Source organism: Qipengyuania atrilutea, from assembly GCF_013370205.1.
Lineage (GTDB): Bacteria > Pseudomonadota > Alphaproteobacteria > Sphingomonadales > Sphingomonadaceae > Actirhodobacter > Actirhodobacter atriluteus.
Genome location: NZ_JABWGV010000005.1, coordinates 102,841 through 117,031, shown reverse-complemented (window position 1 = coordinate 117,031; position 14,191 = coordinate 102,841). Strand labels below are relative to the sequence as shown.

Genomic DNA, 14,191 nt, shown 5'->3' with positions numbered 1-14,191 from the left:
TCGTTCGAACCTACCGAGTTCAAACCAATCGCAACCGCCTCAACCCCAGAGGCTACTCCATTCTGACCAATCGCAATGGAGGCCGATTGCTCAGCTAGGCTGTCTGCGCCCAATGAGATTGCGTAAGCACCACTAACACTCGCTCCTACGGGAGAACGTCCAAAATGATCGTCGATGCTATCGCCCCCAATTGCAATTGAACCCGCTCCACTTGCTTGTGGCATTATGTAGCAAACGCACCAAATGAATTATAGATGCCATCGCGGGTTGTGCCCTATGTATCGCGTATGGCTACATCATTCGTTTTAAGCGGCTTGGTTGAGAAGCGCAGCGAACTGCTCCGCGATATTACCATAGCCAAGGACACTCTAGCGATGCTGGAAGCGGACCTAGTGAGCATTGAGGGCGCGATACGGGTCTTTGATCCCGAACTGGTAGTACATGGCCGCAGCAAGCGCGTACCGGCCATTCATGCCGCGCCAGTGGGCCAGATGGCCCGCCACATATTCAGTTGCTTCAGGGAAGCTGGAAAGCCGCTCCACACTGCCGAGATTGCAGAGTACGTCATGAAGGAGCGCAGCATAGACCCGCGAGACAAGCGTGTGCGCGATTGCATGGTACGCCGCACCTACGGAGCGCTGCACAAGATGAAGCGAGAGGGTAAGGTGCGCCAGCAGGATACGAAGGCGCACCGCAAGACGTGGGAGTTGCTGGCTTAGATTAGTCGAAGCCGCAGCAATCCCCAATTAAAGCGCGCATGTGCTTGAAACGAATCATTTTTTCAGGGTTAGTGCTTAGCTGACATGATTTGGGGCCAGGTGTGGCGCCTGACCCCGTTTCATTCCACCTTTGGTTGAACAGCAACCGTCGTGGTGGACCGAGCTTTAACAAGCAGGGGTACAGTACCCCTGTACACTCATAGGTCAAGGCGGTTGCGACAAGTTGAAGGAACGTTGCAATGCCTATCTATGCAGTAAGTTTTGAAATCAAAAATGATGCCTCGTACAACGATCGCTACCAGTCGCTGATGAAGCAAATCCGCGCATGTGAAATGCACTGGGAAGAAACAACCTCGTTCGTTCTTGTAAAGACTGGCGAGAGTTTGTCAGATTTCGAAACCAGACTTTATGTACTATCTCAGTTTAGTCATATTCGTGACAAAATGCTTGTCTTGCAGGTAAGCGGCGACGATGGCGTATTCAGGGGCGTGAATAACATGCCCAGTACGCTGGCATTGTTAATGCCTAACGTCGTTCAAAAATAGGATTTATGAACTTGGATGGGGACGCGCAAAACGCGCCCCATCCACATTATCAATTTTAATCGCAGGCGCTTCATAGGAGGTAATATAGTACCTCTCCACCGCACGGTCAATTAGCGCTGCCAGTAGCCTTTCCACAGGCGGCTTACCTTTGCTTCCATTGCAGCGCCGGTAAGCGTCATGGCCTGCGATCCGTTGTCCACGCGGCGGTGATCTTCGCGCCATGCAGCTTCACCGGCATAGGCGTTCAGGTAACGGCCTGCGATATGGTGGTGCGTCCCGATTTCCATGCGGCGCAGGCGGCTGAAATAGCTTTCGGCCTGATTGGTGCAAACGCCCCTGTCCATGAACTGAACCGAGTGGTTCACGCGGCGGGTATCCCAACCGGCGTATAGCGCATCCCAGCCAGTGCCTTCGTCGGCGTGGATGGTGGCGAGAGTACCTACGTGGTCGCGAACGAACGGAACGGCATCCCCTTCATTGGCTACGATGAACGGCAGCGAGCAACCGCGGCGTTCGCGCATAATGACAACACACTGGCGCTTGCCCGAACGGTTAAAGGACAGGCGGCGGTCCTTACGGTCTGCTTTCTTGTTTTCTGGCTTCACGTATCCGCCGAAGTAAGCCCCGTCGATCTCGACAGTGCCGTTCAGCTTCACGTCTGCAAATTCCTGGGCCATCGCTTCGCGCAGCTTGTGGAACAGCACAAAAGCGGTTTTGTACTGAACGTCCAGATCGCGGCTTGCCTGTAGGGCGCTGATGCCCTTGGCTCCGTTCACGAAGATAACGATCGCAGCCAGCAGATCGGTGAACGACAGCTTGCGCGAGGCAAAGATAGTGCCGCTCGTAACCGAGAACTGGTGGTAGCAGGCAACGCACTTGTACTTGCGGCGGCTCTTGAGGAAATAGCTGTCGGTGCAACCGCAACGGGGGCAAACTGCCTCACCATCAGTTTCCGGCCAACGCATTTCGCAGAACAGACCGTAAGCGGCATCTTCGCCCATGCGAAATACCTTCGCGAGCGAGAGAGTGCGGGCTTTTGCTGAAAGGAGAAAATGCTGTGCCATTGTAACTATATCCGTTGCCTATGCATCGTATATAGTGGCAATACGTCGTCTTGTAAAGTGCCAATGCATCGCGTATGGTGATATTTATCACTTAGGAGGCGGCTTGGCGAACGTGACGGAAAAGGAATGGGAGGATCGGGTAAAGACCCTCCTGAAAGTCGAGTTGAAGCGTAAGAACGTGACCTATGCCGAGCTGGCCGGAAAGCTGGCTGACATAGGCGTTATGGACTCTGAGCCGAATATCAGAAACAAGATTAGCCGCGGCAAGTTTACTGCCGTTTTCTTGGTTCAATGTCTGTCGGCAATTGGAGTGCAAGAGCTTCGGCTGTAAGATCCCCAACAAGATATTGCTGCAATAGCTCTAAAACTTCGTCTGACTTTCTATTAAGAGCCAAGTCCTCGTTTGGTAGGCGGGCTTCACAATGTACAAGCGCTAGTAGTTGCCCTCGCCCCTTCTCAAAAGAGTCTGATAAACCGGCGCTAGCTTGCAAACGCTTAATCTTGGTCATTTGCTTAGCGCTCAGTGTCTCCGCGGTTTTTTCATTCTCTTCAGTGACTTCAAAAAACTGTGTGTCTGAAAATCTTCCAGTTCAGCCGCAAGTTTAGCACGTGCTTTCGCCCTGTGAGTAGCAAGACGCTGCATAATCATCTGTTCTGGTTTTGATAGCTCTAAGCGAAGTTTTGCGGTCTCTTCGTGCTGTTCTTTCCAGATGAAGAATGGAGCGATGAGAAAGCGGATCGCTAACCAAGTAATTAAGCCGTAGCCAAAATATGTAGCCCATTCGGCTTGCTCAATTGTAGGCATATCTCGCCCCAGCAAGCCGTAGATCGCACCAAGGGCGAGAGAAGGCAGGGCTGTTCCCCCTGCCACAATTTGCCAACTGTCTGTCTGGCGAACAGACCCTCGAAAGGTGAAGGCAAGAACTTGCCCTATATATTGCCAGAAAAGCCCCATGAGCACTGTTTGCCCCATTCCCCTCACTCTGTGGAGTCGAAAGGCGCTGTGCATCCCCAATGATTACAGCCGCCATCACTGGCCATCTGTCTGTAATCGGATTGGTGCGTTTGCTACATAATGCCGCTTGCTTGCGCGCCCGAGCCTATCGCGTTCGCTTGTTCAGCCGAAGCGATAGCGCTTACACCGAAAGCATTTGATCTTGTGCCATAAGCGCTTGCGAAAGCACCGACGGCATTAGAAAATGACCCCTCACTATACGCGTAAGCACCAATCGCTATTTCCGACGAACCCATTGATTGCGCCGAGTCTCCTGCCGCGATGGAGGAGCCAAAGGCTGTAGGAGCGCTTCCGACGATGTTGGTTACGAAACCCAAAGTACCGCCAATACCTTCGACGGCGGCGTTTAGTTGCCCAAGATTTACAGCATCATGATCTTCGGTTCACGCAGCGACATTTGTTATCTGCCGATTTCTACCGAAATCATTGTTTCCAACCGACACGCTATTTGGACGTGAGGTCTGCGAACCATTACCTAGAGCGACCGAGTTCTCAAACGACGCGGCCGAATTCGAACCGAGTGCCAGCGAACTTAAACCACTTGCATTGGCATATAATCCGAGCGCAGCGCCGAGTTCGGCAGTCACCCTGCTTCCGTACCCAACCGCCGTAGCGTTCAAGCCGGTTGCCAATGACTCCCCGCCAAGCGCGACCGCAGCGCCGCCGCTTGCTCTGCTAAGAAATCCGATCGCGACATCTGATACTGAACTGGCAGTTGCCTCGCTTCCCAAAGCAATTGACCCTATTGACCCCGCAGTAGCACGATGACCTAGCGCAATTGCATCGGAGTCAGCCGCAACTGGGGAACCGCTTGTTAGAGAGCTCGAATTTACGGCTAAATATGGAGATCCGGCCTCACTCATCGCAGCACGCAGCTGGTCCAAATTGACTGCGTGCGTTCCATTCACTCCGGCAGTTATATTAACCAGCCGTCCCGTATGACTTTCTGAACCGAACGAAACAGTTCTGCTTTCGTTCACCACTGGGGCCCCGCCGATGGCAACGGCGCTCCAAGCGCCATCTACGCTGGCGCCCGGCCCTACGGCGACCGAGAAGCTAGATCCGTTCTGTATGCTTGCCCTATTGCCGATTGCAATGCCTAACGTAGCGTCCGCATCGGTATAACTCGACCCGCCGAATGCTCGCCCTATTGCCGATTGCAATGCCTAACGTAGCGTCCGCATCGGTATAACTCGACCCGCCGATGGCGATCGAGCTATCGCCTAAAGCCTTGGCGGCGGTATCTTCGCTCAAAACGCTACCGCCGATTGCGACAGACCGTGTTTGTGAAGTTATAGCGCCGACACCTATCGCCACAGAACCTTGAGCGTTGAATCCTGCCTGCGGGTCGTTTCCGATTACAATATTATAAAAGCCATCAGCCGAAGTTCCATTGCCAATCGCCAGCGTTCCTACTCCGCTAGCGTGAGAACCTGATCCAACGACCAGCGACTCACTCCCGGTCGCCGAAGCTCCGACACCGCATTCGAGCCCGTCATCCGCCGTACCGATCAGCCCATCAGGCCCAGTGTCAGCGTTGCAATCGGGTGTAGTGTCAGCGAACGCCGGTGTTGCGAAAACTGTTCCTGCCGCCATCGCGACCGCGGCCGCACTAGTCGTTTTAAGCGCTTTACGAGTTTTGAAATGATTCATGTGCACGTCCCTTAAAAAGGGATCGAGCACTATCGCCCCCCAAGAAATGACAAAAATTGCCACCACCATACGACCCCCGTTCGCTGAAATACTCCGAAGGGAATTGGCTGTTTGTTTGAACCTTAGCGACTTACCCGCCCACGCTTCCCGTTTGCTACCCGCATCGATCCGCGCTACACCCTCCCCATCCCCGGGGAGCGCGCTTGCGCTGAGAGGGGCGTCTAGCACCGCCCGACCCGTCGAACCTGAACCGATTAGCATCGGCGGAGGGAGTGGGCGGTCGGTTTCTCAAAAAGAAAACCCGCTCTTCTTCCGCCTTACGGAGAGAGCATCATGGCCGACATCAACTCGAAATTCGACATCGGCGTAACGACCGGTCCCATTCGCGGCAGCCGCAAGATCCACGTCGGAGACCGCCGCGTCGCCATGCGCGAGATCGACCTCGAAGGCGGCGAGCCCAGCGTGCGCGTCTACGACACCTCCGGACCCTATACCGACCCCGACGCGCAGATCGACATCCGTGCCGGCCTGCCTCAGCTGCGCCGCGCGTGGCAACTCGAACGCGGCGACGTCGAGGAATATGCCGCGCGCGAGACCAAGCCGGAAGACAACGGCCAGCTCGGCCCCGACCGCTCGGGCGGCGTCCCCGGCTTCCCCAACGTCGCGGCCCGCGTGCTGCGCGCAAAACCCGGCAAGAACCTCAGCCAGATGCATTACGCCCGGCAAGGCATCATCACGCCGGAAATGGAATACGTCGCCGAGCGCGAGAACCTCGGCCGCGAGAAGCTGCGCGAGGCGCCCGAAGGCAACTCGTGGGGCGCCGAGATACCCGAATACGTCACACCCGAATTCGTGCGCGACGAGGTGGCCCGCGGCCGGGCGATCATCCCCTCCAACGTCAACCATCCCGAAGCCGAGCCGATGGCGATCGGGCGCAACTTCCTCGTCAAGATCAACGCCAATATAGGGAACTCCGCCGTCGCGTCCGACGTGGCGAGCGAAGTCGAGAAGATGGTCTGGTCGATCCGCTGGTGTGCGGACACGGTCATGGACCTCTCCACGGGCCGCAACATCCACGACACGCGCGAATGGATCATCCGCAACAGCCCCGTCCCCATCGGCACCGTGCCGATCTACCAGGCGCTCGAGAAGGTCGGCGGCATCGCCGAGGACCTGACGTGGGAGATCTTCCGCGACACGCTGATCGAGCAGGCCGAGCAGGGCGTCGACTACTTCACCATCCACGCGGGCGTGCGCTTGCCCTATGTCCCGATGACCGCCAAGCGCGTCACCGGCATCGTCAGCCGCGGCGGCAGCATCATGGCGAAATGGTGCCTCGCGCATCACAAGGAGAGCTTCCTCTACGAGCGCTTCGACGAGATCACCGAGATCATGAAGGCCTACGACATCGCCTATTCGCTGGGCGACGGCCTGCGCCCCGGCTCCATCGCCGATGCCAATGACGAGGCGCAGTTCGCCGAGCTCTACACGCTGGGCGAGCTGACCAAGCGCGCCTGGGCCGAGGACGTGCAGGTCATGATCGAAGGCCCTGGCCACGTGCCCATGCACAAGATCAAGGAGAACATGGACAAGCAGCTTGAGGCCTGCGGCGAAGCGCCGTTCTACACCCTCGGGCCGCTCGTCACCGACATCGCGCCGGGCTACGACCACATCACCAGCGGCATCGGCGCGGCGCAGATCGGCTGGTACGGCACCGCCATGCTCTGCTACGTCACGCCGAAGGAGCACCTCGGCCTGCCCGACCGCGACGACGTGAAGGTGGGCGTGGTCACCTACAAGCTCGCCGCTCACGCCGCCGACCTCGCCAAGGGCCATCCGGCCGCCAAGGTCCGCGACGATGCGCTGTCGAAAGCCCGCTTCGAGTTCCGCTGGCGCGACCAGTTCAACCTCAGCCTCGACCCCGACACGGCCGAGCAGTACCACGACCAGACCCTGCCCGCGGAAGGCGCCAAGACCGCGCACTTCTGCTCCATGTGCGGGCCGAAGTTCTGCAGCATGAAGATCACGCAGGAAGTGCGCGACTTCGCAGCCAAGCAGAACTCCGACAGCTATCTCGCGGCGGAAAATATCAAGCGCGAGACGAGCGAGGACGAGCGCGAGGTCGCGGAAGAAGGCATGGAGGAAATGTCCCGCATCTACGAGGAAACCGGCCGCGAGCTCTATATCGGGCAAGGCGACCGCGAGCATGACTGACCTGCTGGCCGGGCGGCGGGAAGGCGCGCGCGGTTGAGCACCGTCCCCGCCTGGCCGCGGTGGCTCGGCCTTGCCGGACTGCTGCCGCAATGGGCGCTGCTCGGCGTGCTGGCGCTGGGCCCGGAAAGCTGGCGCTACGCCGCGCTGGCGCTCGCGTTCGGCTACGGCGCGCTGATCTTCACCTTTCTGGGAGGGATGTGGTGGGGCCTTGCCGCCCGCGGATCAGGCGGCGATGCGCGGCGCGTGCGGCCGTGGATCTGGATCGCGGCAGTCGCGCCCAGCCTGATCGCCTTCGCCGCCTACGCCCCGTGGGTGTTCGGCTACGACTGGCCCGGCCCCTCGCTGGTGCTTTTGGGAGTATGCATCCTCGCAAGCCCGCTGGTGGACCGAAGCCTCAGCCACCTCGCCCCGCCCTGGTGGATGAGCCTGCGTTGGCCGCTGTCGATAGGGCTAGGGTTGGCGACGGTGCTGGCGGGGATGGCTTAATGCAGAAGACGCGTGCCTTCACAGCTACCGAAATTAAGCTTAACGCCTCTGTGATGAAGTGGATGCGCGCATTAGCTTATGGATAAGATGGTCAAGTTTCATTGGGAGAAAATAGCTCTGTGACATCTTTCGCCTGAAGTGCAGTCTATGATCCGAGTTTTCTGGAGTATGTGATTTGGCGTTCCATTCGCAAGTTATCACTATATTCGTTTCGTCGCCTGGCGATGTGTCCGAAGACAGAAGACTCGTATTGGATGAAATCCAGTCGTGGAACCAACGTAACGCCCGGGACCGCGGGTGCTTTCTGACCGCGATGACATGGGAAGATTTAGTAAGTCCCGATATCGCTGAATCATCGCAAAATGTTATCAATGTGGAAGTTGGCGATGATTACGATGTTTTTCTTGGACTAATGTGGGGACGTTTTGGCACACCAACACTGAATGCAAATTCCGGGACCGAAGAAGAATTTGAGCGTGCGCTTGCGCGGAAAATTGCTGGTGATGCGCTTCGAATATCGTTTCTTTTCAGAAAATCAGACTTACCGTTCGATCAGATCGATCCTGAACAAATTGCGAAAGTGAGGGAGTTCCAAAAATCGCTGCGGGAAAATGGAGCTTTTTACCGGCAATATTCAGATGAGCGTGAACTGGTATCGACACTGACTACGCTATTTGACCGCATAGCAACTGAGAAAGAGCGATATGCTACAAAATCTACGCTAGATAATAAGGGTGGTCCAATACAAATTGATCCCGATTTGACGAGTGGAGATGAGGAGCCATCCGCAGACACAGAGCTTGACCCAGACGCCGGCCTTCTCGATCTTGAAGACGAACTTACGGAATATGCTTCGCTTTTTGTTAGCGAACTAAGCCAATGGGGCAACCAATTTTACATTATGAACGAAGTAGTGCAGCAGGCTACTTCGAAGATGAACGGTCTGAGTCAATTTGGTCAGCCGGACCGTGAAGCCTTACGGAACGAAGTGGAATTAGTAACCTCAGCTCTCAGCGACTTTGCCAATTTCGGCAAAAACAAAATCGCACTGATCGAAGATAACCTAGAAGGCATGTACCGTAGCATGAGCGGCATTGCCACAATTTCGCACGGTTTTGACATGAACCGCGACCAAATTGAACATTTGACCGAACAACTCAATGGGTTGCGGGGTAGTGTTGATGAGGCGGATGGGTTGCTTACGCAGTATATTGACGTGATGGAAGGTTTGCCGCGCATCGAGAAAGGCTTTAACCGAGCACGGTCCGGGGTAGTAACCGTACATAAGCAGTTACGTAAGAAGTTAAGGGACTTTCGTGATAGGCTTGTAAAGGTGTGTTCGGAACTTAACTCCCAAAGCTAGCCAAAACCCCAGAAAACACGTTTCTGTGGTGCTGAAACGTTGCCGACAGTGAAGCAAATATTCAGTTAGGGGCCAACACTTAAATGTTCACTAAAATTGAATTAACAGTAAAATCAGTGAGGCGGGCAATTCTGCCAAGATCAGCACAAAGATCTTGTCACTGATTTTGAAATAAATTAATCGATGAGCCGCATTTTGATCCATAAGTTTGATCTAGTCGAGCTTTTTGCATTGGTGAAGTTCGATCGATACATAACCATGACTCAGAATGATTTCGTTGTCTCAGGTTAGCGCTTACCGAAGCCGCCCCACCTAGCCCACCCCCACCAAACGCTCCACCAGCGCCCTGAGTTCGCTTGGCGTGGTTTGGCCTGCGACGATCTCGTGGTAGGCTATTCCCGCTCGGCGTAGTGCTTCCTTCTTCACCGTGTTGCGCGCGGCGGCGCTTCTACTGCCATCCAGCCACGAATTCTTCGCGATAGCTGTCATAGGCAATGATACGCGGAAATTTCGGAAGTACGTCGACCGGTGTTTCGTAGTCATCTTTGCTGAAAAATCGCGAAAATACGACACAGCAATCTTCTAGATCGCGTTTCATCAACTGGTTGTTCAATGGCGGTTGCAAATAGGCGACAAGCGCATGTTCCGCTGCTGCATGGTCAGTGCGGTGCTTCTTCTTCCGCCGGCCGCTCGTCCCGCGCGTTGCAATTTCGCCGATGTAGAATGTTCGGTTGTCGGCGTTGGCGAGCTTCTCATGATTGTCGAAGCGCGTACGCGGACCTTCGGTCATACCGATGTAGCCGACCCGGCCATGCGATTGTACGCCCATGTACAACGTGCAGGTACCGTCCTCCCATTCCTTCGCTTCAAGCTTCAAATCGTCTTTGGACTTGTAAGGCCCGTACCAGTCCACAATGATCGCTTCCGGCATCCAATTCCCCTAAAAAGTCTCGCGCGTATGAATTACTGAAGCCCCCCGGCCAGTTTTCCCGGCGCCGTTTTATCACTATTTCGCTGGCAGGATAGTGGGTTACTGCGGATTGCGGGGCGGCTGCGAACAGCGGTTGCGCTCCGCCCGCCGCCGCGCCACATAGCCGTCATGGCCGCCGACTGCTGCTCCGCCAAGTCCTCGACGCTCGAAACGCTCGCCCGTCAGCGCGACCAGCGCCGCGTGCTCCTCATCGTGCTCGCGATCAACGCGGTCATGTTCGCGCTCGAATTCGGAGCGGGGGTCATCGCCGGGTCCACTGCGCTGATGGCCGATGCGAGCGACATGCTGGGCGACGCGGTGGTCTATGCGGTCAGCCTCTTCGCGCTCGCGCGGTCCGACCGGTGGAAAGCCGGGGCGGCGATGCTGAAGGGCGTGGTGATCCTCGCTCTCGGCGTCGGGATCGCCGTCAATGTCGCTCTCAAGATCGGCAGCGGGGTGCCGCCCTCCTCCACCCTCATGGTCACCTTCGGCGGGCTGGCGCTGGCGGCGAACGCCGTGTGCCTCGTGCTCCTCACCCGCTTCCGCCGCCAGGACGTGAACATGGCGAGCACGTGGGAATGTTCGCGTAACGACGTGATCAACAATTGCGGCGTGCTGCTAGCGGCGGCCCTCGTCTGGTGGCTCGCCTCGCCGTGGCCCGATATCGTGATCGGCGGGTTGATGGCGCTGATATTCCTGCGCAGCGCCGTGCGCGTCATTGCCGAAGCCGCACCGCAGCTCCGCACGGCCTGAGCGGGTTCTTTCCTACACCGCCGATTTCTGCCTTACCTTCGCGGATGGACGATGCTTCCTCCCCGCCTTCCGCTGCCAAGCCGCCCCTGCCCGACAACACCCGCTGGACCGGAGCGAAGGCGGCGGCGTTCCTCAAGCTGTTGGCGCGCAGCGGGAAGGTCGCGGCCTCGGCGCGGGCGGTGGGGATGAGCCGGCAGGCCGCTTATCGACTGCGGGACCGCGCGCCGCAGTTCGCTGCGCTGTGGAAGCGGGCGATGGCCGAAGCTGAGGCGCAGCGGGCCTCGGCGCGGCGGACGAGGAAGGCGGTACACCCGCTGCTCGCCCGGACACCTCAGCCGCCCGAGAGTGACGCTTCGGCGGGGCAAAGGTGACACTTGGCGCGCATGGGGTGACACTTTTGCAGTCACAGTCACGCTTTTGCGCCCCAGAGTTACGCTTCGAGGCGTTTTGCCCCTGGAGGGTGTTCCATGTGTTCCATCCTGTAGGTCATTCGATGTCGAAGTCGGCCTCTTCCTCACCGTCCCAATACGCGGCGCGGGTGGCGTGGACGTGGAGCATGACCATGCCGTCGGTGTCGATGCCGTCCTCGAACCAGCGATCCAGGTCTTCGGTCCAGTGCTCTTCGTACTGCTTCTTGTCGCGCACGATCTCGGCCTTGCCCTCGAGCGAGATGAAGATACCGGGTGCGCCGTCCTTGCCGCCGGCGCCCTGCAGCGAGAGGCCGACCTTGGGGTTGCGCTTGATGTCGTCGACCATCAGGCAGTCTTCCCAGGTGAAGTAATAGCTGTCGCCGTCGTAATCGACCTGGCGGTTGTTGCTCATCGGGCGGGCGCCGATCTGGCCGTCCTTGGTATGGGTGTTGAGCATTACGAAGTCGATGTCCTTCATCGCTTCGGCAATATGGGATAGGTGCTGCTTGGGGGTCTTGTCTGCCACGCTGGGTCTCCTCGGTTGGTTAAGAGGCTTATGCGCGGCGGGCGGGCTTGGTTCCGCTGAAGAGGAAGGGATCGGCAATTGAAGCGTGCTAAGAAGGGAAGCGTATGACCGAGAAAACGACCATCGACATCGCGGAGCGGCGCGAGCGGCGCCGACTGCCCGCGATCGGGCTTGCCCTGAGTGCGCTCTACGTCATCGGGCTCGTCCTTTACCTGGTCCTGCAGGGCCAGAACCCGGCAGACCTGCGCCTCAACGAGCTGGGCGATTTCCTCGGAGGGGTATCGAGCCCGCTCGCGTTCCTCTGGCTCGTTCTCGGCTTCTTCCAGCAAAGCCGGGAGATCCGCCTGAGCGGCAAGGCCCTCTCGCTGCAAGCGCGCGAAATGCGCCGGAGCATGGACGAACAGAAGCGCCTGGCGCTCGGATTGGACGAACGAGAATAGCGAGTGCGATTACGCGGTGTGCTATTCGCTGGTGCGCGCGAACGCGGCGTAGTAGGCCTGCGAAGCGCTAAGCGCCAAAGATAAGGAAAACAGATGGCTCGCACGATCAAACAAACCGGCGGCAGCTACGACTACGCTGAGTGGAACGCGTTTGCTCTGCAAAGCTGGTCGCTATGGGCCGATGCGAGCGCCGTCATGATGCTGCGTACCATGCGCCTGTTGGGCGGGGGGAAGCTCGCCGAACGCGAAGCGCAGACAATGGTGAGCGAAAAGTTCGCAGCATTTAGCGAAGCAGCGATGGGGCTGACCCTTGCCGGTCCGCTGTCGGCCGCGAGCGCTCGGGAAGCGCTCAAACCCTACGAACGGCGGGTCCGGGCGAACCGCCGTCGCCTTGGCCAGCACAAAAAGCCGAGTGCGTGAAACAACTTGCCACATTTTTGCCTTTTTCTCGGAACGACCATCCATCTTCGGCGGTTGTGGGGGTAAGGACGGAGGCAGAATACCAGTTACACTGCCTGTCAATTTCACCGTTAATCACCAAGGAAACTGAAATATGAGAAATTTTGCAATCGCACTTGCCTCAGCCGCTACGCTCGCAATCGCCGCATGCGGCGAACCCGCCGACGATACGGCGACCATGACGACGGACGACACGGCGATGGCCGACCAGATGGCGAACGCAGACGCTGCGACGCCGGGTTCCATCGTCGAAGTGGCACAGGGCAACAACGACTACTCGACGCTCGTATCGGCCGTTCAGTCCGCCAATCTCGGCGATACGCTTTCGGGGCCGGGACCGTACACAGTATTCGCTCCCAGCAACGCCGCTTTCGAGAAAATCCCTCAGGCAACGCGCGATGAACTCATGAGCGCCGCCGGACAGGAACAGCTTGCAAGCATTCTCCAGTACCACGTCGTTGACGGCCGGGTCGATGCGGCAACGCTGACGCAGGCGATCCAGGACGCAGGCGAAGCGGGTTACACGATCAATACGCTCGGCGGCGGTACGCTGACTGCCACGATGGACGGCAGCAACGTAGTTCTGACCGATGCGACCGGCGGAACCTCGACGGTCACCGCGACCGACATCGACGCTTCGAACGGGATCATTCACGGTATCGACACCGTACTGATGCCCTCGTAAAATTCGAGCTACCATACGTAAGAAAAGGCGGGCCGCTTGGTCCGCCTTTTCGTTGTATAAAAGTATTGTTCGGTACGTTATACCAAACTGCTGGCGGCCGGCGCCAAGGCGCTTCTTGATTTGCCGTTAGGTAGATTGGCCATGTTGTGCTAGGCGGCTGCTGCTTACGTCGACTCTTGCGACGGATTTCGGCGTCTCACGATCGCCTTTTCTCCCTTGAGGGGGAGAGATACGCGTTTTTTGCATACGACTTCCTTTCGATTGACGGCCTGACGCACCACCCCCGTGGCGCTGCAATGTCGCAGCAGCGGGGCTAACGTTTCAACGAAAGGAAACGGTTATGCCTACTGGCAAAGTAAAATTCTTCAACGCGGACAAGGGCTACGGTTTCATTCAGCCTGATGATGGCGGCAACGACAGCTTCGTCCACATCACGGCCGTGCAGGCCGCGGGCATGCATACGCTCGATAAGGACCAGCACCTCAACTACGAAGTCGAGACCGGCCGCAACGGCAAGGAATCGGCAGTGAACCTCAGCAACGTCTGAGCTGATGCAGTTGGGCCGGGCGCGATCGTGTCCGGCCCCGACTATCTCCTCCCACTGATCAAGCGAGCGCAGATGAGCCAGACTTTCGAATTCTACGAACAACGCGCGAGCGAAGCTGCAACCGAAGCGAACGAAGCTTCCCTCATTCAGGTGAAGGAGCGGGCCTTGCGCGCCGAAGCCGTCTGGCGAGGTCTGGCAAACCAAGCAAAACGCGTCGCGAAGGACCGTGAGAAGGCGCAGGCCGAGCGGCAGGCGAAACGCGAACTGGACGCAGCCGAAAGCGCCTGACCCGATGACTAACCTCGGCTGACAGCCGAGGAAACCTTGCGGCAATATTAACCA

21 protein-coding genes and 1 riboswitch are annotated in these 14,191 nt (G+C 57.7%); of the genes, 13 read left to right on the top strand and 8 right to left on the bottom strand.

Features of this window, described 5'->3' with window-relative positions; translation table 11 throughout:
* Window positions 1–224 (bottom strand): hypothetical protein (locus tag HUV48_RS14720; RefSeq protein ID WP_404799937.1); only part of this gene is annotated, 224 nt, incomplete at its 3' end.
* A gap of 63 nt (window positions 225–287) precedes the next feature.
* Between HUV48_RS14720 and HUV48_RS12560 the strand changes: the two genes are divergently transcribed.
* Together HUV48_RS12560 and HUV48_RS12555 are read left to right on the top strand one after the other, a co-directional pair.
* Window positions 288–719 carry a hypothetical protein gene (locus HUV48_RS12560; RefSeq protein ID WP_176268144.1) on the top strand — a complete coding sequence of 144 codons (432 nt, stop codon included), beginning with the start codon at window positions 288–290 and terminating at the stop codon, window positions 717–719.
* A 239-nt stretch (window positions 720–958) separates the two neighbouring features.
* Entirely contained in the window at window positions 959–1,264 is a 306-nt protein-coding gene (locus HUV48_RS12555; protein WP_176268143.1) for a hypothetical protein, read from the top strand.
* 110 nt (window positions 1,265–1,374) lie between these two features.
* On the opposite strand, the gene HUV48_RS12550 is transcribed toward HUV48_RS12555, so the two are convergent.
* Window positions 1,375–2,328 carry an IS1595 family transposase gene (locus HUV48_RS12550; RefSeq protein ID WP_176268142.1) on the bottom strand — a complete coding sequence of 318 codons (954 nt, stop codon included), beginning with the start codon at window positions 2,326–2,328 and terminating at the stop codon, window positions 1,375–1,377.
* Here HUV48_RS12550 and HUV48_RS14715 point away from each other — a divergent pair.
* Window positions 2,264–2,659, top strand: coding sequence for a DUF6471 domain-containing protein (locus HUV48_RS14715; protein WP_225871692.1), 396 nt, complete (start codon window positions 2,264–2,266; stop codon window positions 2,657–2,659). The genes HUV48_RS12550 and HUV48_RS14715 overlap by 65 nt on opposite strands.
* Here the strand turns inward: HUV48_RS14715 and HUV48_RS12545 are convergent.
* The 4 genes from HUV48_RS12545 to HUV48_RS14705 form a co-directional block, all read right to left on the bottom strand.
* Window positions 2,598–2,837 (bottom strand): hypothetical protein, encoded by a 240-nt coding sequence (locus tag HUV48_RS12545; protein WP_176268141.1) that lies wholly within the window; start codon window positions 2,835–2,837, stop codon window positions 2,598–2,600. The genes HUV48_RS14715 and HUV48_RS12545 overlap by 62 nt on opposite strands.
* A gap of 11 nt (window positions 2,838–2,848) precedes the next feature.
* On the bottom strand, window positions 2,849–3,301 hold the full coding sequence (locus HUV48_RS12540; protein ID WP_176268140.1) for a hypothetical protein: 453 nt from the start codon (window positions 3,299–3,301) through the stop codon (window positions 2,849–2,851).
* 425 nt (window positions 3,302–3,726) lie between these two features.
* Window positions 3,727–4,206, bottom strand: coding sequence for a hypothetical protein (locus tag HUV48_RS14710; protein ID WP_225871700.1), 480 nt, complete (start codon window positions 4,204–4,206; stop codon window positions 3,727–3,729).
* Window positions 4,207–4,423: 217 nt separating this feature from the next.
* A complete protein-coding gene (locus tag HUV48_RS14705) occupies window positions 4,424–4,939 on the bottom strand; it encodes a hypothetical protein (RefSeq protein WP_225871699.1) in 516 nt (171 codons plus the stop codon).
* A gap of 238 nt (window positions 4,940–5,177) precedes the next feature.
* Window positions 5,178–5,286, top strand: a riboswitch (TPP riboswitch).
* Window positions 5,287–5,329: 43 nt separating this feature from the next.
* On the opposite strand from HUV48_RS14705, the gene thiC reads away from it, so the two are divergent.
* The 3 genes from thiC to HUV48_RS12515 all read left to right on the top strand — a co-directional run bounded on the left by thiC (window position 5,330) and on the right by HUV48_RS12515 (window position 9,059).
* Window positions 5,330–7,210 (top strand): phosphomethylpyrimidine synthase ThiC, encoded by a 1,881-nt coding sequence (gene thiC, locus HUV48_RS12525; RefSeq protein ID WP_176268137.1) that lies wholly within the window; start codon window positions 5,330–5,332, stop codon window positions 7,208–7,210.
* 33 nt (window positions 7,211–7,243) lie between these two features.
* Window positions 7,244–7,696 (top strand): DUF3429 domain-containing protein, encoded by a 453-nt coding sequence (locus tag HUV48_RS12520; RefSeq protein WP_176268136.1) that lies wholly within the window; start codon window positions 7,244–7,246, stop codon window positions 7,694–7,696.
* A 175-nt stretch (window positions 7,697–7,871) separates the two neighbouring features.
* Entirely contained in the window at window positions 7,872–9,059 is a 1,188-nt protein-coding gene (locus HUV48_RS12515; RefSeq protein ID WP_217906813.1) for a DUF4062 domain-containing protein, read from the top strand.
* Window positions 9,060–9,507: 448 nt separating this feature from the next.
* On the opposite strand, the gene HUV48_RS12510 is transcribed toward HUV48_RS12515, so the two are convergent.
* Window positions 9,508–9,990, bottom strand: coding sequence for a hypothetical protein (locus HUV48_RS12510; RefSeq protein WP_176268134.1), 483 nt, complete (start codon window positions 9,988–9,990; stop codon window positions 9,508–9,510).
* A gap of 168 nt (window positions 9,991–10,158) precedes the next feature.
* Between HUV48_RS12510 and HUV48_RS12505 the strand changes: the two genes are divergently transcribed.
* Together HUV48_RS12505 and HUV48_RS12500 are read left to right on the top strand one after the other, a co-directional pair.
* A complete protein-coding gene (locus HUV48_RS12505) occupies window positions 10,159–10,782 on the top strand; it encodes a cation efflux transmembrane domain-containing protein (protein ID WP_176268133.1) in 624 nt (207 codons plus the stop codon).
* Between the two features lie 44 nt (window positions 10,783–10,826).
* A complete protein-coding gene (locus tag HUV48_RS12500; RefSeq protein ID WP_176268132.1) occupies window positions 10,827–11,153 on the top strand; it encodes a hypothetical protein in 327 nt (108 codons plus the stop codon).
* A gap of 115 nt (window positions 11,154–11,268) precedes the next feature.
* On the opposite strand, the gene HUV48_RS12495 is transcribed toward HUV48_RS12500, so the two are convergent.
* Window positions 11,269–11,718: a pyridoxamine 5'-phosphate oxidase family protein gene (locus HUV48_RS12495; protein WP_176268131.1), complete on the bottom strand. Its 450-nt coding sequence runs from the start codon at window positions 11,716–11,718 to the stop codon at window positions 11,269–11,271.
* A gap of 104 nt (window positions 11,719–11,822) precedes the next feature.
* On the opposite strand from HUV48_RS12495, the gene HUV48_RS12490 reads away from it, so the two are divergent.
* The 5 genes from HUV48_RS12490 to HUV48_RS12470 all read left to right on the top strand — a co-directional run bounded on the left by HUV48_RS12490 (window position 11,823) and on the right by HUV48_RS12470 (window position 14,137).
* Entirely contained in the window at window positions 11,823–12,158 is a 336-nt protein-coding gene (locus HUV48_RS12490; protein ID WP_176268130.1) for a hypothetical protein, read from the top strand.
* Window positions 12,159–12,251: 93 nt separating this feature from the next.
* Window positions 12,252–12,578: a hypothetical protein gene (locus HUV48_RS12485; RefSeq protein WP_176268129.1), complete on the top strand. Its 327-nt coding sequence runs from the start codon at window positions 12,252–12,254 to the stop codon at window positions 12,576–12,578.
* A gap of 133 nt (window positions 12,579–12,711) precedes the next feature.
* Window positions 12,712–13,302, top strand: a complete 591-nt coding sequence (locus HUV48_RS12480; RefSeq protein WP_176268128.1) for a fasciclin domain-containing protein — start codon at window positions 12,712–12,714, stop codon at window positions 13,300–13,302.
* Window positions 13,303–13,642: 340 nt separating this feature from the next.
* Window positions 13,643–13,849: a cold-shock protein gene (locus tag HUV48_RS12475; RefSeq protein ID WP_176268127.1), complete on the top strand. Its 207-nt coding sequence runs from the start codon at window positions 13,643–13,645 to the stop codon at window positions 13,847–13,849.
* A gap of 72 nt (window positions 13,850–13,921) precedes the next feature.
* Complete coding sequence (locus tag HUV48_RS12470; RefSeq protein ID WP_176268126.1) at window positions 13,922–14,137, top strand: hypothetical protein; 216 nt, start codon at window positions 13,922–13,924, stop codon at window positions 14,135–14,137.
* The last annotated feature ends 54 nt before the right edge of the window (window positions 14,138–14,191 follow it).